The organism is Duganella sp. Dugasp78 (assembly GCF_059491455.1).
On sequence record NZ_CP168506.1, the window covers coordinates 6,050,219 to 6,068,182 of the forward strand.

General features: G+C 65.0%; 13 protein-coding genes. 4 read left to right on the forward strand and 9 right to left on the reverse strand.

Going from position 1 to position 17,964, the window contains the following annotated elements:
• Positions 1-8 precede the first annotated feature (8 nt).
• Complete coding sequence (gmtY, locus tag ACEN9O_RS26770; RefSeq protein ID WP_495614830.1) at positions 9-1,379, reverse strand: gamma-mobile-trio recombinase GmtY; 1,371 nt, start codon at positions 1,377-1,379, stop codon at positions 9-11.
• Between the two features lie 39 nt (positions 1,380-1,418).
• A complete protein-coding gene (locus tag ACEN9O_RS26775; RefSeq protein WP_495614831.1) occupies positions 1,419-1,973 on the reverse strand; it encodes a thymidine kinase in 555 nt (184 codons plus the stop codon).
• A 460-nt stretch (positions 1,974-2,433) separates the two neighbouring features.
• Here ACEN9O_RS26775 and ACEN9O_RS26780 point away from each other — a divergent pair, with 460 nt between their 5' ends.
• From ACEN9O_RS26780 to ACEN9O_RS26790, 3 genes are read left to right on the forward strand one after another with little or no spacing between them, the layout of a single operon-like run.
• Positions 2,434-3,801, forward strand: a complete 1,368-nt coding sequence (locus ACEN9O_RS26780) for a pyridoxal-phosphate dependent enzyme (protein ID WP_495614832.1) — start codon at positions 2,434-2,436, stop codon at positions 3,799-3,801.
• On the forward strand, positions 3,798-4,976 hold the full coding sequence (locus ACEN9O_RS26785; RefSeq protein WP_495614833.1) for a trans-sulfuration enzyme family protein: 1,179 nt from the start codon (positions 3,798-3,800) through the stop codon (positions 4,974-4,976). The genes ACEN9O_RS26780 and ACEN9O_RS26785 overlap by 4 nt, the downstream gene beginning before the upstream one ends.
• Positions 4,977-5,016: 40 nt before the next feature.
• Positions 5,017-5,562: an HNH endonuclease gene (locus tag ACEN9O_RS26790; RefSeq protein WP_495614834.1), complete on the forward strand. Its 546-nt coding sequence runs from the start codon at positions 5,017-5,019 to the stop codon at positions 5,560-5,562.
• On the opposite strand, the gene ACEN9O_RS26795 is transcribed toward ACEN9O_RS26790, so the two are convergent.
• Both ACEN9O_RS26795 and ACEN9O_RS26800 read right to left on the reverse strand, forming a co-directional pair.
• On the reverse strand, positions 5,547-7,748 hold the full coding sequence (locus ACEN9O_RS26795) for an acylase (protein ID WP_495614835.1): 2,202 nt from the start codon (positions 7,746-7,748) through the stop codon (positions 5,547-5,549). The two genes, ACEN9O_RS26790 and ACEN9O_RS26795, sit on opposite strands and share 16 nt — an antisense overlap.
• A gap of 130 nt (positions 7,749-7,878) precedes the next feature.
• Positions 7,879-8,709: a hypothetical protein gene (locus ACEN9O_RS26800; protein ID WP_495614836.1), complete on the reverse strand. Its 831-nt coding sequence runs from the start codon at positions 8,707-8,709 to the stop codon at positions 7,879-7,881.
• Between the two features lie 280 nt (positions 8,710-8,989).
• Here ACEN9O_RS26800 and ghoS point away from each other — a divergent pair, with 280 nt between their 5' ends.
• Positions 8,990-9,280, forward strand: coding sequence for a type V toxin-antitoxin system endoribonuclease antitoxin GhoS (gene ghoS, locus ACEN9O_RS26805; RefSeq protein WP_495614837.1), 291 nt, complete (start codon positions 8,990-8,992; stop codon positions 9,278-9,280).
• A 13-nt stretch (positions 9,281-9,293) separates the two neighbouring features.
• Here the strand turns inward: ghoS and ACEN9O_RS26810 are convergent, their stop codons facing one another.
• From ACEN9O_RS26810 to ACEN9O_RS26830, 5 genes are read right to left on the reverse strand one after another with little or no spacing between them, the layout of a single operon-like run.
• Positions 9,294-11,039, reverse strand: coding sequence for a PAS domain S-box protein (locus tag ACEN9O_RS26810; RefSeq protein ID WP_495614838.1), 1,746 nt, complete (start codon positions 11,037-11,039; stop codon positions 9,294-9,296).
• Positions 11,008-11,616 (reverse strand): chemotaxis protein CheB, encoded by a 609-nt coding sequence (locus ACEN9O_RS26815; RefSeq protein ID WP_495614839.1) that lies wholly within the window; start codon positions 11,614-11,616, stop codon positions 11,008-11,010. The genes ACEN9O_RS26810 and ACEN9O_RS26815 overlap by 32 nt, the downstream gene beginning before the upstream one ends.
• Positions 11,609-12,436: a CheR family methyltransferase gene (locus ACEN9O_RS26820; protein ID WP_495614840.1), complete on the reverse strand. Its 828-nt coding sequence runs from the start codon at positions 12,434-12,436 to the stop codon at positions 11,609-11,611. The genes ACEN9O_RS26815 and ACEN9O_RS26820 overlap by 8 nt, the downstream gene beginning before the upstream one ends.
• Before the next feature lie 10 nt (positions 12,437-12,446).
• Positions 12,447-16,130 (reverse strand): response regulator, encoded by a 3,684-nt coding sequence (locus tag ACEN9O_RS26825; protein ID WP_495614841.1) that lies wholly within the window; start codon positions 16,128-16,130, stop codon positions 12,447-12,449.
• Positions 16,127-17,950 (reverse strand): GAF domain-containing protein, encoded by a 1,824-nt coding sequence (locus ACEN9O_RS26830; protein ID WP_495614842.1) that lies wholly within the window; start codon positions 17,948-17,950, stop codon positions 16,127-16,129. Before ACEN9O_RS26830 ends, ACEN9O_RS26825 begins: the two co-directional genes overlap by 4 nt.
• Between the last annotated feature and the right edge of the window lie 14 nt (positions 17,951-17,964).

Sequence of the window (17,964 nt, forward strand, 5' to 3'; positions counted from 1 at the left end):
AAAGGGCCTTAATCGGCAGTGAGTAGGATCGCGGGGCGTCGAACTGTCTGGTCCAGACGGTCACTAGCGGCCTGCATTTGCTCGGCAAGCTCTTTCGCGCCCGGTTGTGTGTAAACCTTCTGGCTTTCCAGAGAGGTATGGTGGAGCATCATCTTGATATAGTTTTCGCCCAATCCAGCCTTCCGGACGCGCTGGCCATAGGCGTGGCGATGACCATGAGGTGTGGTCCCCAAGTGCTTAGCTGGCTCAAGACCGATGCGACGGCATGCGTTAGCATGCGCGTCATTAAAGGTCGGTAGCTTATACATGCTACCGATATCTCCGCGTCCCAAATTAACAAACAGAAATGGATGATCTCGCCTCGTGTGCACCATCTGCTCGATGTAGCGGTTCCAATGATAAAGGAATAACTCGCCATACCACGACACAAACCAGTGCGCTTGCTTATAGTTATCCGCATCGTAACTCCCGCCCTTCCAACCCGCCTGAAGGTCGCCAAGCATCTTATGGCGGGGTTGCAAACCATACACCGTCGCCAAATAGTCTGCCCGGTTCGCAACGCTTCTATCTCCCGAGAGTTTCCAGTCCTCAGGTGCATAGCCGTCAGATGGGTGGTGGATGCGCACAAGGGCGGTCGCAGGGTTTGCCGGATGAGGCATCGCGTCGTGGGCGTACAAATGGAACGGCTCAGACGGCCGAAATCCTGCCCCGTGCAGGAGAAGCGATATGCAGATGCCCCGGTGATCGACTCGGCTGCCAACCCGAAAACCATCGTTAATAAGGTCCATGAACCGGTCTTCTGGAAACGCTGGAGGTTCCGCCGGGGCTGGCGTCGATTCCCCCTTGACCCTCACTCTGCGAGTCTTTTTATCGCTTGCGGGGTTCGGCCAAAGGTGCCCAAGGAGCGCGTTATCGCGCCGATACCGTCTAGCCGCCTCGTTCCACCGTTGGTCGTAGGGGTTTGCTGCGACCATGGGGTTGATGCCTGCCGCAATCGGGTTGTTTTCACCGAGCCAGTCGAAGAACAGCGAAAGATCGGTAAGGATGCCGCTCACATCCTTGTTTTTCCGCGGCCGCCAACATAGGCCACTCGGGTCCTCGAATGTTTCAAGGTCGAAGGTTCCTTTGACGAGCGCGTTTGCGAAGTTGTCAAAGAGCTGCAGAGTGTCCCGTTGCCCTCGATTGGCTTGCATATACTCGCAAAACAACTTTACAGACCTGAGCACCTTATCCATCCATGAGATGCTGCGGGACAGCTCCCTCGCAAGGCAGTAGTCCAGAAGGGGAGTAAGTAAGCCGGCCGGAGTCAGCAGTCCCGGCAATTCGATCCTGTTGCCAGTGCTATCCTGCTGAACCTGAAGCTTCACCTTAACGAACACTCGGCCCCCTTCGACGCAATCAAGTAGGAAGCGCCAACGTCACTTGTAGAAGCAACGTGCGCAGACCTGGCGATAGCGGCTGTTGCCGCCGATGAGCACTTGATCACCGTCTTGTACCCGCTCGCCATTCTCGTCAATGCGAATGTTCATTGTGGCCTTCTTCCCGCATCGGCAAGCAGTCCGGATTTCCTCCAGATTGTCCGCGAGAGTCAGGAGAGCGGCGGCGCCAGGGAAAGAATCCCCTTTGAAATCCGACCGGAGACCAAAACACATTACAGGGACGTTATTGGTATGCACCCACCGATGGAGCTGACGGACCTGATCCACAGTAAGAAACTGTGCCTCCTCGATGAGCACGCAAGCGACGTCGATGTCTTTGAACCGCTCCAGGAAGTTGGTACGTGTGTTGTACGTTTCAGCGTCGCGCTTCAAACCAATGCGGGAAGAGATGACACCCTGACCGTCCCGGTCATCCAGTGCCGAGGTAAGCAGCAAGACCTTCTCGCCGTTCTCTTCGTAGTTGTGGGCCACCTGCAAAAGCGAACTCGTCTTACCAGCATTCATTGCTGCATATCTGAACCAAAGGCGGGCCAATGCGGTCTCCAAATTGAGCTAAAAGGGGAGCATCAAAGGCGCGCACCTCGATGCAAAACTTTGCACTTTAGCTCCCCGCAGACGAATCATTGACATTCGATGACTTGGAAATTTGCCGGAATCTCCCCCGTGCAGGTATCACAGTGCGCCACTAGTATAGCGCTGGCAACGCCAATTGGAAAGAACTATGTATTTCTTTAACCCCCAATAATCGCAGAATAACGGAAATAAAGTTTAGCCACTACAACCCCTTTTTGAAGAGCGCGATTATAAACCGCCGCCCCTGAAAAAGGAGCATACTTGCTTTTCCAGCAGCATAGTGAAACGTGTATTTTTTTTGCATATGTAAACTCGGAATCATTCCTTTCCAGCGCCTACGGAGCGGCCTACCATCCGCTCTTTACAAAAAAGCACGAGCGGACACAATCCGCCCCTGCCCACTGTTCGCAAGGAGAACCGCATGCCCACCCCCGCATTGTTTAAACTCATCGGCAACACGCCCCTGGTCCAGGTCACGCGCCTGGACACCGGCCCCTGCCAGCTGTTCCTCAAGCTCGAATCGCAGAACCCCGGCGGCTCGATCAAGGACCGCATCGGCCTGTCCATCATCGAAGCTGCCGAGGCCGACGGCCGCCTGAAGCCGGGCGGCACCATCATCGAAGCCACCGCCGGCAACACCGGCCTGGGCCTGGCGCTGGTCGGCCGCCTCAAGGGCTACCGCGTGCTGCTGGTGGTGCCAGACAAGATGTCCACCGAAAAAGTGCTGCACCTGAAGGCGCTGGGCGCCGAAGTGCGCACCACCCGCTCCGACGTCGGCAAGGGCCACCCCGAGTACTACCAGGACTATGCCGCGCGGCTGGCGCGCGAGCTGCCGGGCTCCTTCCTCGCCGACCAGTTCAACAACCCGGCCAACCCGCTGGCGCACGAGACCACCACCGGCCCCGAGATCTGGGAACAGATGGGCCATGAGCTGGACGCCATCGTGGTCGGCGTCGGCTCGTCCGGCACCCTGACCGGGCTGACCAACTACTTCCGCAAGGCCGCGCCGCAGGTGGCATTCGTGCTGGCCGATCCCAAGGGCTCGATCCTGACCGAGTTCGTCAACACCGGCCGCGTGTCCGACACCAGCGGCTCGTGGGCGGTGGAAGGCATAGGCGAAGACTTCATTCCGTCGATCGCCGACCTGAGCGGCGTGCGCAAGGCCTACACCGTCACCGACCAGGAAAGCTTCGACAGCGCCCGCACCTTGCTGCGCGCCGAAGGCATCCTGGGCGGCTCGTCGACCGGCACCTTGCTGGCGGCCGCGCTCAAATACTGCCGCGAGCAGACCACGCCCAAACGCGTGGTCACCTTCGTGTGCGACACCGGCACCCGCTACCTGTCCAAGGTCTACAACGACGGCTGGATGCACGACCAGGGCCTGCTGCGGCGCGAACCGCTGCACGACCTGCGCGACCTGATCGGCCGCCGCTACGACGAGGGCGACGTCGTCAGCGTGGCGCCCGGCGACACCTTGCTGACCGCCTTCAACCGCATGCGCAGCACCGACCTGGCGCAGCTGCCGGTGCTGGAGAACGGCAAGCTGGTCGGCATCATCGACGAATCGGACCTGCTGCTCAAGGTCGACAACCACGCGGAACAGTTTTCCAGCCTGGTCGGCGCCACCATGACCTCGCGCCTTGAAACGCTGCACCCCAGCGCCAGCGTGCAGGCGCTGCGCAGCACGCTGGACCGCGGCCTGACCGCCGTGGTGGCCGACGGCGACGCCTTCTACGGCCTGATCACCCGCTTCGATTTGCTGAACCACCTGAGAAGGACTTTATCTTGAGCCATCCGAATAAAAAAGCCGCCCTGGCCACCCGCGTGATCCACGCCGGCCAATCGCCCGACCCGTCGACCGGCGCCATCATGCCGCCGATCTACGCCACCTCCACCTTCGTGCAGGACAGCCCCGGCGTGCACAAGGGCCTGGACTACGGCCGCTCGCACAACCCCACCCGCTGGGCGCTGGAGCGCTGCGTGGCCGATCTGGAAGGCGGCGCGCAGGGCTTCGCCTTCGCCTCCGGCCTGGCGGCGATATCGACGGTGCTGGAACTGGCCGACGCCGGCTCGCACATCATCGCCGGCGACGACATGTACGGCGGCACCTACCGCCTGTTCGAGCGGGTGCGCCGGCGCAGCGCGGGCCACGACTTCACTTACGTCGACCTGACCAATCCGGAAAACCTGCTGGCCGCGATCAAGCCGGAAACCAGGATGGTGTGGGTCGAAACGCCGACCAACCCGATGCTCAAGCTGGCCGACCTGAAGGCGATCGGCAAGATCTGCCGCGAGCGCGGCATCATCGCCGTGGCCGACAACACCTTCGCCAGCCCGCTGGTGCAGCGGCCGTTGGAACACGGCTTCGACATCGTCGTGCATTCGGCCACCAAGTACCTCAACGGCCACTCCGACATCATCGGCGGCATCGCCGTGGTGGGCGGCGAGCCGCACCAGCAAGCCTGGTGCGAGCAGGTCGGCTTCCTGCAAAACTCGGTGGGCGCCATCGCCGGCCCGTTCGACAGCTTCCTGGCGCTGCGCGGCGTGAAGACGCTGGCGATCCGCATGGAGCGCCACTGCCGCAGCGCGCTGGAACTGGCGCGCTGGCTGGAGCAGCAGCCGGAGGTGCGCAAGGTCTACTACCCCGGCCTGGAATCGCACCCGCAGCACGAACTGGCCAAGCGCCAGATGGACGGCTTCGGCGGCATCATCTCGATCGACCTGAAGACCGACCTGCCGGGCGCGCGCCGCTTCCTGGAAAGCTGCTCGGTGTTCGCGTTGGCCGAAAGCCTGGGCGGCGTCGAAAGCCTGATTGAGCATCCGGCGCTGATGACGCATGCGACCATCCCGCCGGCGACGCGTGCAAAGCTGGGCATCGGCGACGGTTTGATACGGCTGTCAGTGGGAATCGAGGATATAGAGGACTTAAGGGCCGATATTCGCCGTTCGCTCGATGCGATTTAGATGCTAGTATCCGGGAATTGCGACATCAGCCTTATCCCCTATGGAATTCATCTTGATCATCATCGGCGTGCTGGCCATCGGCGCCCTTTACTCGGTCGGCGTGGCCAGCGCCAAGCCGGTGGCCGGCAGCGACTTTTACAAGGTGTCGAAGGATGGCCGCGTGCTGGCCGCCGGCGGCCCCAAAGTAACGGCGCTGCGGCCCAAGGTCACGCCGGAAGGCTTGATGGTCAAGCTACGCAACGGCAACCGCACCGGCGAATTCCTGGTGCACGACCTGGTGGCCGAGGCGCACCTGCCCAATCCATCGGGTTTGAAGTGGGTACGCCACAAGGACGGCAACCGGCGCAACAACAAGGTTGAGAATCTGGCGTGGAGCAAGGAGCCGGAAGTTCCACCCGCAGCAGCTGCGCCGGCGCCGCCTCCGGTCCCGGCGCCGCCGCAGACACGCTATGCCTCGCCCGAGGCGCGGGCGGCCGCCGCAGCCCTGGCCGCGGCAGCGGCAGATGCGGCGGCAAGCTCTGCGCCGGCGCCGGCGCCGACTATCGGCGACGCCCTGCCCGGCGGCAGGCCTCACTCACCGGGGTGATATCTGCGTTCCAGGTGCTTTTCCACGTCCGCCTTGTAGAACAACACGTCCTTGAATTCCCCGCGCGCGTACATCGCGGCCTGGTCGCTGAAATGCGGCGAGGCCGGATCGCCGCTCTCCCCGCCCGCCAGGATGCTGCGCGCCTTGATGCGCGGCCCGAACTCCACCGCTGCCACGAAGCTGTTGCCACGTTCGCCGTAGATCTTTTTGGTTTTGGTCTTGGACGTCATGCCATACGCGGCCAGCGAGCCCCAGTTGGCTGACGCGAACGCCACCGGCAAACTGGGCTTGCTGTCGTCGAAGGGCTGGACGATGTCGCCGGTCAGGCGCTGGAAGCGATTGATCTCGCCCCACGGCGTCTGCCACGTTCCGAAGTCCGCCTCCAGCTTGGCCGAAGCGCGCTCCAGTGCCTGCAAGCGCTGCTGCGGCGTGATCGCCGCCTGGAGGTAATCGAGCACCAGCGCTTCGCGCGCCTTGGCCGCCGCGCCGTAAGTGGCCGACAGGTCCTGCGCCCAGAAGATCGCCAGCGAGGTCGGCACCGACGCCAGCGAATAGCGCATGTCCCAACCGCGCAGCGCGGCGACCTGCGGCGCCAGGCTGGCCTTGAGCGGATCGCCCTCCGGCAGTTCGTCCCATGCCGCGAACAGCTGCGGCAGCAGCGGCTCGAACGCCGGCAGCTGGGTGTCGTAGGCGCTGGCGATCAGGCTGTCGAGCGTGAAGTTCTTTTTGTTCTCCAGCACCCGCACCGCATGGATGCCGCGCGGGTTCTCCGGGTTCATCGACATATAGGCCGGATAGTCGCGCGCCTTGGGGCTGTACGGACCGGCCGCCGTGTACGGCCAGTTGTTGGTGTTCTGTATCCAGCCGTTCTTCGGATTGAACAACGTGATGGTGTCCTTCACCTCGTGCAGGCCTTGCCATTCGGTGGCCGGGTCGCTGCCGTCGACCGGATGCTTCCAGTCGAACCTCGGATCGCGCCTGGGGATGAAGTTCCCGTGGAAGTAGGCGATATTGCCGTCGGCATCCGCATACACGGTGTTGTTGGACGAGTTGGTGCGTAGCTCCATCGCCTTGTAGAACTCCTTGTAGCTGCGCGCCTTGGTGCGGATGAAGGATTGCGTCAGTGCCTTGAGCGGTTCGTTCATCAGCCGCACGGCGATCCACTTGCCGTCCTTGGCGCGCACGATCGGGCCGTGGTGGCTGTAGTAGACCCTGACCACCTTGCTGGCCATGCCGCCCTCCGTCTTGTACGGCAGCGTGATGTCGACCGCCTTCAACGGCCGCAGTTCCTGGCCGTACTGGTAGTAGAACTGGCCGTCCTTCTCGCTGATGGTCTCCAGGTATTCGTCGATGACGTCGCCGCCGCCGGAGGTGTGCATCCAGCCCAGACGGTCGTTGAAGCCCTGGTAGACGAAGAACTGGCCCCAGGTCACGGCGCCGTAGGCGTTCAGTCCCTGCTCGCTGTGCACATGCACTTCGGGACGGAAGTAGAACGAGGTGTGTGGATTAATCAGCAGCAGCGCATGGCCGTCCTTGCTCAGCGCAGGCGCGATGGCGAAGCCGTTGGAGCCGCCCGGCTCCTTGTCCAGGTCGACGCCGATGACGTCTCGGCCCATCGACAGCAGCACCGGCGGCGCCAGAGGCAGCTTGGCGCCGTTGGCGTACAGTTCCTGCAGCTGCTTCACGTCCACCGATTCGATGTCGCCGCCGATGCTGCCCTCGCTGAAGCTGAGCGCCATCCACGGTTCGAAGCGGGTGATCAGCGCCGGCCTGACGTCGGGGTGCGTGGCCAGGTAGTAGTTCAAGCCGTCGGCGTAGGCCGCCATCAGCCGCTTCAGCCACGCCGGGCTTTGCCGGTACTGCGCCTGCAAGTCCGCAGGATTGATGAACAGCTTCATGCGCAGGTCGCGATACAGCTCGGCCTCGCCTTCGACTTCGGCCAGCCGGCCCATGGCGTTGATGTAATTGCGCTCGATCCGCTTGAAGTCGTCCTCGGCCTGCGCGTACATCAGGCCGAACACGGCGTCGGCGTCGGTCTTGCCGTAGACGTGGGGGATGCCCCATTTGTCGCGCAGGATGGTCACGCGCTGGGCGGCGGCCTTCAGGCGCGCTGCCTCGGGCGCCGGCGGCGCCGCCACCGCCGTACTCATCGCAACACAACACATTAAAGCCAGGCTGGAACGCATCGAGAGACTCCGGTGGTGAAAGCAGCATCGTCATTCCCGCGCAGGCGGGAATCCATACGCCATATGAACAATCAGCGGTCTATGGGGGGAATTCAGGCAATGCCTGAATTCCCGCCTGCGCGGGAACGACCTAGCTGGCGTCAACCAGCTCCGAGATACGCAGCTGCAGCGCGGTGATCTCCGCCCGCAGCGCCGCGTTCTTTTCCTTCAGCGAGGCGTTCTCCGCGCGCAGCTCCTCGACCTCGGTCAGCGGCCGGCCGTACTCGCCGCCGCCCTCCTTCGCCTCCTTGGCGGGACGCGAAGCGGCGCGCAGTTCGCGCACTTCCTTGGCGGCCTTCTGCAACTCCTTCTTGCCGCCGGCGACCGCGGCCACCTGATCGGCTTCCGGCAGCGAGGCCACCGTGGCGGCGGCGTTGATCGAGATGGTGCCCGAACGGACCGCCTCCACCAGCTCCGGCGTCGCCGTCTTCTGGATCTTTTCGATCTGGCTGATGGTCGCGCTGCTCAGGCGTGCGGCGCGGGCGATGTCCTCGCGCGAGGTCAGCGGCATGGCGGCCGGCCTGGCCTTGCCCGCCTCGCCTTCCGGCGGCGCGATGGCCGCATCCTCGGCGGCGGCCTGCGCGGCCAGCTCGGCCACGCGGGCTGCCACGATCTCCTTCTTGCGCAGCGCCAGCACCCCGCGCTGGTAGTCGGAAATGCTGCGGCGGCCCAGGTTGTTATCGATCATCCACAGCTTGACGTCGTCCAGGTTGCGGAAGCTGGTGTTTTCAGTGACCTTGAACGGAATGCCGTGCTGCTGGCAGATCTGGTAACGGTTGTGGCCGTCGACCAGCACGTCTTCCCACAGCACCAGCGCGTCGCGGCAGCCTTCCACCAGGATGCTGCGCTCCAGCGCCGCGTATTCGGCCTCGGTCAGCGGCTCGATGTAGGCGCGCAACACGTCGTTAATTTTGATTTGCATAGTTATCCTCGAATTACCGGCGGACCGGCGCCAATGCGCCCGGCCAAATCGCCGTCCAGCATGCTACACCATCCGCGCACGCCGCCAAAGCCCCACGCCCGGGTGTCTACTAAGGAAATCTTAAGAAATCTTCATTATTATTCGTCCCAGTCAACAAGCTTTCTCCGCCAATTGACGCTAAGCCCCGACAGGTCCACAGCCTGATCGGGGCTTTTCCTTGGAGGATTGCTTTTGCCCGGGCCTTGCTGCATGATTCAGCTTCCTCAACCAAGGCCTGACCATGATCAACTACATTATTAATGTATCCTTTACCGAAGCCGCGTCCGATACCATCGTGCGCCTGAGCTACGAGTTGTCGAAATACAATATCGCCGCCGGCGTCAAGGCCGACGATGGGCGCGCCTACCACCTGCCGCCCGCCACCTTCATGTACTACGGCAATGAGACCATCAATGAAGTGCGGGACGCCGTGCACCGCCTGGCCGAGACCATCCACCCCGGCGCCTCGGTGCTGGTGACGGAAGCAGCATCGCTGTCCTGGAGCGGGCTGAAGGAAGTGCCGGCAGCCTGAGCACCGGTGCCGGCTAAGGCGTGACGGCGGGCACGGTCAGGGTGAACGTGACCCCCTTGCCGCACTCGCTGTCGAGCTTGATATCGCCCTTGAGCACGCCATGGGCGAGATTGTGGACGATGAACATGCCGAGGCCGGAACCGCCCTGCCCCAGTTTGGTGGTGTAGAACGGCTCGAACACCTTGCGGTGCAACTCCGGTGCGATGCCGGCGCCGTCATCCCGGTAAACGATCTCGATCTGCCCCTGCAGCTGACGGGCGTCGATCATGATGCTGCCGCCGTCGGCGCCGAAGCCGTGGCGGATCGAATTCATGATCAGATTGCTGAAAATCTGTTCCAGGTCGCCGGGATAGGTATCCATCTCGATGCCGGCCGGTATCCGTAAATCCACGCCCACATGGGCATGCCGCATCGCCGTACCCAGCGTGTGCAGGATATCGGCCACCGTGTCGCGCAGGTCGAACACGCGGCGGCGCTGGCTGGTCTGGTCCACCGCCACCTTCTTGAAACTATCGATCATCTCCCCGGCCCGCTGCGCGCTGCGTACCAGGATGGCGCTGGCGTTCAGGCACTCGTCCACGAAGGTATGCAGCGAGCTCTTGGTCAGCGTGCCCTCGGCCACCGACTTCGACAGCTCGGCCAAGCGATCGCCCAGCGCCGACGCCATCATGACGATATTGCCGATCGGCGTGTTGAGCTCATGCGCCACGCCCGCCACGATGCCTCCCAGCGAAGCCAGCTTTTCCGATTCGACGATCTGGTCCATCGCGCGCCGCAGCTCCTGGGTCCGTTGTTCGACGCGCCCCTCCAGGTCCTCGTTGAGCTGGCGCAGCGCCTCCACCGAGCGCTTGCGTTCGGTGATGTCGCGGATAAAGGCGCCGAACAGGCGGGTGTTGGCGCTCGGGATCTGCCACACGCTCAGCTCGACCGGAAACTCGCGCCCGTCGCGATGCAAGGCCGTCAGGTCGACACGCTCGTTGAGCACATGCCCGTGTCCGGTCCGAAGGAAATTCCGCAAGCCGCGGCTGTGCGCCTCGCGGAACTGCGGCGGCACGATCAGCTCGCCCACCGGACGGCCCAGCGCCTCGGCGCGCTGCCAGCCGAACATCACCTCGGCCTGATGGTTCCAGTCGAACACGATGCCCTCGCCATCCATGCCGATGAAGGCTTCGTAGGCGCTGTCGAGCACCCGGTGCAGGCGCAGCTCGCTCTCCTTCAGCGCCTCCTCGGTGGCCTGCCGCACCCGGCACTCCTGCCCCAGGTTATCGGCCAGCGCGGACAGTTCGGCTGTGCGCTCGCGCACCATGCCCTCCAGGTTGACCTTGCGGTATTCGATCTCCATGCGCTGCGTGTACAAGTCGCAGAACACCCTGACCTTGCTGCGCAACACCAGCGGCTCGATCGGCTTGATCAGGTAGTCGACCGCGCCGGATTCGTAGCCCTTGAACAAATGATTTTTCTCGTTCATGCCGGCCGTCACGAAGATGATCGGCAAGTGGCAGGTCTTGGGATTGGTGCGCAACAGCTCGGCCGTTTCCAGGCCGTTCATCTCGGGCATCTGGACATCGAGCAGGATCAGGGCGAAATCGCATTTCAGGCTGTGGCGCAGGGCCTCGTTGCCGGAGTGGGCGGCCACCAGTTCCAGATCGAGCTCCATATCCGACAGCAAGGCGGCGAGCGCCGTCAGGTTCTCGGGACGGTCGTCGACCATCAGCACCGGAATCTTGTTAGCGTCCACCGTGTTTTCCTTTTCGTCCATGACCGCCAGCCAGGGCCTGGAACAGCGCGCCCAAGCCGGCAAGAGGCACCACGTAGTCCGCCTGCACTGCGGCCAGCGCCGCCAGCGGCATGCTCGGGCTGGCGGCGTCGGCCGGGTCCTGGACCACGGCCAGGCCGCCCTTTTCCTTGATCTCCCGTAATCCCTGGCTGCCGTCGGCGTTTGCTCCCGTCAATATTACGCCGATCAGCGCAGGGCCGAAAGCACGGGCCGCCGACTCGAACAACACATCGATCGACGGCCGGGCGTAGCTGACGGCCGCGTCCGTGCTCAGCGCCAGCGTGCCGTCGCGCTCCACCATCAAATGGTAGTTGGCCGGCGCCAGGTACACCGTGGCGGCCTCGATGCGCTCGCGCTCCTCGGCCTCCTTGACGCGCAGCGGGCAGCCCCGGCCCAATATGCCGGCCAGGGATCCGTCCGAGTCGGCCGACATATGCTGCACCACCAGCAAGGGCCAGGGCAGGTCGGCCGGCAAGGTGCCCAGCAGCGACTTGAGCGCGCTGACGCCGCCGGCCGACACGCCCAGCACGACGGCCCGGTATGGCGTGCGCTTAGACATAGGGCTTCCGGTAGATGCTCAGATCGGCAGCGAAGCGCTCGTATTGCTTGCCCTGCGGACGGCTGTCGAGCCGCTCCTTCATGCCCAGGCACAGGAAACCGCCCGGCTGCAGACAATGCTGGAACAGGTCCAGGCAGCGGTCCTTGAGCTCCCCCTTGAAATAAATCATGACGTTGCGGCACAACACCAGGTGCATTTCGCCGATGTCGCTGTCGGTGACCAGGTTGTGCTGGGCGAACACCAGATGGTCGCGCAGGCTGGACGCCAGGATGGCATGGTCGTAGCAGGCCGTGTAGTAGTCCGCGAACGATGCCGTGCCGCCGCTCAGCTGGTAGTTGCGGGTGGACGCCTGCATGCTCCTGAGCGGGTAGATGCCGTCGCGCGCGCGCTTGAGCACGGCCTCGTTGAGGTCGGTCGCGTAAATGCGGTAGCGCCCGCCCAGCCCGGATTCCTGCAGCAGGATCGCCATCGAATAGGCCTCCTCGCCGCTGGCGCAGCCGGCGTGCCAGATCTTGACGAAGGGATAGGTCTGCAGAAAGGGGATCACCTTCTGCCGCAACGCCAGGAAGAACGCCGGGTCGCGGAACATCTCCGTCATGTTCACGGTGATCCCCTGCAGCAGCGTCTCGAAGCAGGCCGGATCGCGCAGCAGCCGGGCCTGGGCCTCGGAAAACGTGGCGTGGCCGGAGCCGGCCAGCCATTGCCGCAGGCGGCGCTTGAGCGAGGCCTCCGCGTAGCCGCCGAAGTCGTGGCCGTACACCTGGCGCACGCCCTGCAGCAGCAGGCCGATTTCCACATCCTCGACGGCGTCCTGGTCCATGGCCGGGCTCCTAACGACTGGTCCAGACCCGCAACAGCGACATCAGCTTGTCGGTGTCGATTGGCTTGGCCAGGTAATCGCTGGCGCCGGCCTCCAGGCATTTCTGATGGTCGCCCTGCATCACCTTGGCGGTCATCGCGATGATGGGCAAGTCGCTGAAGCGGCGGTCGGCGCGGATCAGGCGCATCGCCTGGTAGCCGTCCAGCTCCGGCATCATGATGTCCATCAGCACCACGCTGATGTCGGGATGCTCGTCGAGCCGGCGCAGCGCCTCGCGGCCGTTGTCGGCCTCCAGCACCACGATGCCCTTCTCGGACAGCAGGCTGGTGAGCGAGAAGACGTTGCGCATATCGTCGTCGACGATCAGCACGGTCTTACCGGTCAACATGGCCTCCTTGTCGATCGCGGCCCGTATCATGCGCTGCCGCGACGGCTCCATCTTGCTCTCGACCATGTGCAGGAACAGCGTCACCTCGTTCAGCAGGCGCTCCGGACTCTTGGCGCCCTTGATGATGATGCGCTCGGCATAGCGCTGCAACTGGCGCTCCTGCTCGCGCGTCAGGTCGCGGCCGGAATGGATGATGACGGGGATACGGCGCGCCAGCTCCATGCCCTGGATATGCTCGAGCAGCTCGAAGCCCGACATGTCGGCCAGGCCCAGGTCCAGCACCATGCAATCGTAGCGGCCGGCCGCCAGCAGCGCCATCGCCTCGCGGCCGCTGGCGGCGACGGTCAGCATTACGTCGCGCTCGCCCAGCAGGGCCTTCAGGCTGGCCGCCTCGGCCGGGTTGTCCTCGACGATCAGCAACTGCTTGAGCGCATGGTCGAGCGCGCCTTCGACCGTGCCCAGCACCTCGTCCAGCTGCCCGGCGCTGACCGGCTTGGTGACCAGTCCGATCGCCCCCATCTCCATGGCGCGCTGGCGCTCCTCCAGGCAGGTGATGAAGTGGACCGGGATGTGGCGCGTCTCCGCGCTGTCCTTCAGGCTGCGCATCACGCCCCAGCCGTCTATGCCGGGCAGCATCACGTCCAGCAGGATGGCGCTGGGCAGGTAGTGCCGCGCCAGCGCGATACCGCCGGCGCCATCCACCGCGACCAGGGCGGCAAAGCCGCGCTGGCGCACGAAGTCCATCAGGATGGCGGCGAAGTTGCGGTCGTCCTCGATAATCAGGATGCAACGCGCCTCCGCCTGCAACGTGGCCCGGTCATCGGCCAGCACCTGGGGCGGCAGCGGCGCGCCGCCGGCCGCCGGCGCGGACGGCGGCGGCATGGCGGCGGGCATGTCGCTGGCGGCCACGGCGGGCGCGGCGGCGGGCGCCGCCAGCGGCAGGCACAAGGTGAAGGTACTGCCCTGGCCCTCGATGCTGTGCAGGCTCAGGCTGCCGCCCATCTTGCACGCCAGCTGCAGCGAAATCGACAAGCCCAGGCCGGTGCCGCCGTAGTGGCGACTGATACCGCCGTCGGCCTGCTTGAACGCCTCAAAGATCAATTCCTGCTTGCTGGCCGGCACGCCGATGCCTGTGTCGCAGACGGCCCAGCACACGGCCGGCTGCCCCAGCGGGTTGGCGGCCGGGGCGGCCAGCGACACGCGCAAGGCCACCTCGCCGGCGGGGGTGAACTTGATGGCGTTGGCGATCAGGTTCTTCAGGATCTGCTCGGTGCGCTGCACATCGAGCGCCACGCGCGGCGGCACGTCCGGCGCGATCTCGGTCCACAGGCGCAGCCCCTTCTGCTCGGCCTGCGAATGGAACAGGTCCTGCATGGCCGCGCACAGCTGGGCCGGCTGCACCAGCTCATAGCTGAATTCCACCTGGCCCGCCTCGACCTTCGACAGGTCGAGGATATCGTTGATCAGGTTGAGCAAGTCCTTGCCGGCCCCATTGATCGTGCTGGCGTACTCGACCTGCTTCGGACTGAGCGTCTGGCTCTTGTTCTCCTTGAGCAGGCCCGACAGAATCAGCATGCTGTTCAGCGGCGTGCGCAGCTCGTGCGACATATTGGCCATGAACTCGCTCTTGTAGGCGCTGACCTTCTGCAGCTCCTCGGCCTTGCGCCACATGTCGCGGCTGGCCTGCTCCAGCTCGGCATGCTTGAGGCGCAGCTGCTCGCGCTGGGTTTCCAGCAGCTCGGCCCGTTCGGCCAGTTCCTCGTTGGTCTGCTGCAGTTCTTCCTGCTGGACCCGCAACTCCTCGGCCTGTTGCTCGGTCTCGAGCAGCAAGCCCTTGGTGCGCTGACGCGATTGATTGACCTCGAAGCCGACCGCCAGGGCCTCGCGCACCGATTCCAGCAAGTCCAGCTCGGCCGTTCGGAAGGCGCGGAAGCCCGCCAGCTCGATCGCGCCCACCAGGTTGTCGCCATGCAGCAGCGGCACCAGCATCAGGTTGCCGGGATCGGCATGGCCCAGCGCCGACCCGACCGGCAGATAGCCGGGCGGGACATTGTCCACCAGCAGGATGCGGCGCTCGCGCGCGGCCTGCCCCAGCAGGCCGTCGCCGCTGGCGATCCGCGCGCCCATGTCGACGCCGCCCGGCAGCGCGTACGCCGCCGCCAGATAAAACTGCTGGCTCTGCTCGCCATGCAGGAAGAAGGCGCCGACTCCGGCGCCGGTGCGCGTGGCCAGGTAGCGCAAGACCTTGTCGGCCAGCGAGGCGGTCTCCTGCTCGCCCCGCATCAGAGTGTTGAGCTCGTTCTGGCCGCTCTTGAGCCAGTCGCGCGCCTGCTCCGCGTCGCGGCTGGCGCGCAGGGAATGGCTCATCTTGCGCATCGCCTCGTCGAGCGCCAGCTGGGCTTCCCCCATGCTGCACACGGACTGCAGCAGCTGCCCCACCTCGTCGGCGGAAATGGCCTGGCGATCGATGTCGGGCAGCCGCGCCAGCGCGATCTCCCGTTCCAGGTTGCCGCCGGCGATGGCCTCGACCGCCTGGACCTTCTCGGCGCTGCCGGCGCTCAACGCGCGGGCCGTCTCCAGCGCCGTCGACAAGGGCCGCGCGATGCTGCGCTGATAAAAGATCCGGATGAACACCGCCAGCAGCAGCAACATCAGCGCCAGCCCGGCCAGCACCTGGTTGATGATGGACTGGCCGCTGGCCAGCTGCCGGCTCGAGTCGACCTCCAGCACGCCGCGCACATCGCCCAGCTTCCAGTTGGTGCGCGGGCTGCCGGGCCAGCTGTTGTGGCAGCTGACGCAGGTCTGCGCCACCATCCGGTCCGCCATCGCCACCCGCACCACCGTCTTGCCGCCGACGTTCTCGACCCGGGTAAACACCTGGTCGGGACTGCCCTGCAGAAAGGCCCAGGCGTCCTCGCCGAACTGGTCGACCACCCGGTCGCGCCGGTTGGGGAAGGGATAGGGGCTGTACAAGCGCAGGCTGGTGCCCGATTCCTTGAGCAGCGCGCTCAGGTCCAGGATCATGGTGGCCGGCAGGGGCACGGTGTCGGGCCGCGCCAGATGGTCGAACGAGACCCGCAGCTTGCCGTCCGCCATGATCTTGGACACCACGTTGTCGGTGTAATACTTGCGCAGCAATTGGAACTGCCGCACCGTTTCCTGGCCGGCCACGATGGCTTCCTGTTCGGCGTTGTGCTGTATGACCAGCGGCAGCAGGACCACCGCGGCCAGGGCGCTGAGCAGCAACAGCGCGCCGATGGGCGCGAACAGCTTCCAGAACATCGACCGTGTCAGCAAGGATCTCACGTTGCGCTACTCCCTGTCAGTGAGGCCGGGCTCAGCGGTCCGCCGCCCTGCTGCGGCAAGCGCCCCAGCAGCTGTCGCATGCGCTGGCGCGACAGATTGGCGTCGAAGCCGACGGCGATGCTGTCGCGCGCCCGTTCGAGGAATTCCAGCTCGGCATCGGTGAAGACATGGAAGGCGCCGATTTCCAGCACGCCGACCAGGGTATCGCCGTGCAGCAGCGGGACGGCGCTCACGTTGCGCGGCGCCGCCGCGCCCAGGCCGGAGGCGATGCTCACATAGTCCGGCGGCACCTCGTCGATGCAGATGCAGCAACGTTCGAGCGCGGCCTGGCCGGCCAGGCCCTGGCCCAACGCGAAGCGCTCGCCCAGGGCTTTCCTGCGGGTGTAGGCGTAGCTGGCGCACAAGTACAGCTGCTGCGCGGCGGCGTCGTACAGATAAAAGGCGCCGACCTGGGCCTGCAGCCTATGCGCCAGACACAACAGCACCTGCTCGGCCATCGGCCCGGTCTCGTGTTCGCCGCGCATCAGGTCGCTCAACTCGTTGAGGCCCGACTTGAGCCAGTCGCGGGCGCTCTCGGCCGCGCTGTTGGCGCGCAACGCCAGCGTCATCTGCCCGAACGCCAGGTCCAGCGAGCGCTGCACCTCGCTCATGCGCAGCACCGAGCGCAGCAGCTCGCCCACCTCGTCGCCGGGTATCGCGTCCGGCGCCACCGAGGGCGCCGCGGCCGGCACCAGATCCCGCGTCAGGTCGCCGCTGGCGATGGCCTGGGTGACGGCGATCTTGTCGGCCGCACCGGCGGTCATGGCACGCGCCAGGTCCAGCGCCACGCCCAGCGGCGCCGTCACCGAGCGCACGATCCGCCGTCCGAGCACCACGGCCAGCAGCGACAGCAGCACGATGGCAGCGATCAGCATATTGGTGACGCGGGTCAGGCGGCTGGCGCGCTGCGTCAGCGAGGCGCTCAACTGGTCGAGCACCAGCTCGCTCACGCGGTACTGGCCGTCGATGGTCTCGCTATACAGGCGGTAGTATTCCAGCGAGGGAAAGCCCAGCTGCTCGGGCGCGATGATCTGCTCGTGCGCCAGCTGCAGCACCTGCGCGCCGGCGTTGCGGTTGGCCTGGACCACCTCGGCCAGCGTGTCGCGCAGCGCCTCGTTGCTGCCCATCGCCAGCGACAGGGCATCGTCGATATTGTCGTAGTAGTCCAGCGCGCGGTCGGAGCGCGAACGGATCAGCATGCGCTGGGCGTGATCGACCTTGCGCTCGACCAGGATGCCGCTGCCCAGGCCACGCAGCTGCGCCAGCGTCTCCCGCAGGGCGGGCGCGCGCACCATCGCCGCGTCGATCAGAAAATAGGTCTCCGGTTCGGGATCCAGCCGCAGCTTGAACAGGTCGGCGATCAGCAATTGCAGCTTGAGCAGGCGCTCGATCAGTTCCGTGTGCGCCGTGAAACTGGCCTCGGCCGACTGGCTTTGCCGGGTGATGTCATTGCTGAGCGTGGTCCAATCCTCGCGGATCCGCTGCCAGGCGAGATTGACGCCGCGGTCGTCCAAGCGGCGCACCTGGCCTTCCACCGTGGCGACCGCCCGGTCGGCCTCGGCGTGCTTGGCTTCCTGCTCCGGCCGGACATCGTGAAAACCGTTCAGGCGCATCGCCTGCAGCCCCCGGTGCTGCTGAACCAGCTGCACCAGCCGCAACACCGTGCGCACCGGGGCCACGCCCTGCGCCTCGATCTCGGCGATCAGGACCGCCTTGCGCGCTTCCTGGAGGAACAATACCGAAGGCAGCGCCACCACGGCCGCAGCCAATAGCGCGAGCATGAGGAATTTCTGCC

What these genes read in the sequence shown, in the direction of transcription:
- ACEN9O_RS26780 (WP_495614832.1), top strand. Translation starts at nt 2,434, where the DNA reads ATGCCCACCCCCGCATTGTTTAAACTCATCGGCAACACGCCCCTGGTC.
- ACEN9O_RS26790 (WP_495614834.1), top strand. Translation starts at nt 5,017, where the DNA reads ATGGAATTCATCTTGATCATCATCGGCGTGCTGGCCATCGGCGCCCTT.
- ACEN9O_RS26795 (WP_495614835.1), bottom strand. Translation starts at nt 7,748, where the DNA reads ATGCGTTCCAGCCTGGCTTTAATGTGTTGTGTTGCGATGAGTACGGCG.
- ACEN9O_RS26800 (WP_495614836.1), bottom strand. Translation starts at nt 8,709, where the DNA reads ATGCAAATCAAAATTAACGACGTGTTGCGCGCCTACATCGAGCCGCTG.
- ghoS (WP_495614837.1), top strand. Translation starts at nt 8,990, where the DNA reads ATGATCAACTACATTATTAATGTATCCTTTACCGAAGCCGCGTCCGAT.
- ACEN9O_RS26810 (WP_495614838.1), bottom strand. Translation starts at nt 11,039, where the DNA reads ATGGACGAAAAGGAAAACACGGTGGACGCTAACAAGATTCCGGTGCTG.
- ACEN9O_RS26815 (WP_495614839.1), bottom strand. Translation starts at nt 11,616, where the DNA reads ATGTCTAAGCGCACGCCATACCGGGCCGTCGTGCTGGGCGTGTCGGCC.
- ACEN9O_RS26820 (WP_495614840.1), bottom strand. Translation starts at nt 12,436, where the DNA reads ATGGACCAGGACGCCGTCGAGGATGTGGAAATCGGCCTGCTGCTGCAG.
- ACEN9O_RS26830 (WP_495614842.1), bottom strand. Translation starts at nt 17,950, where the DNA reads ATGCTCGCGCTATTGGCTGCGGCCGTGGTGGCGCTGCCTTCGGTATTG.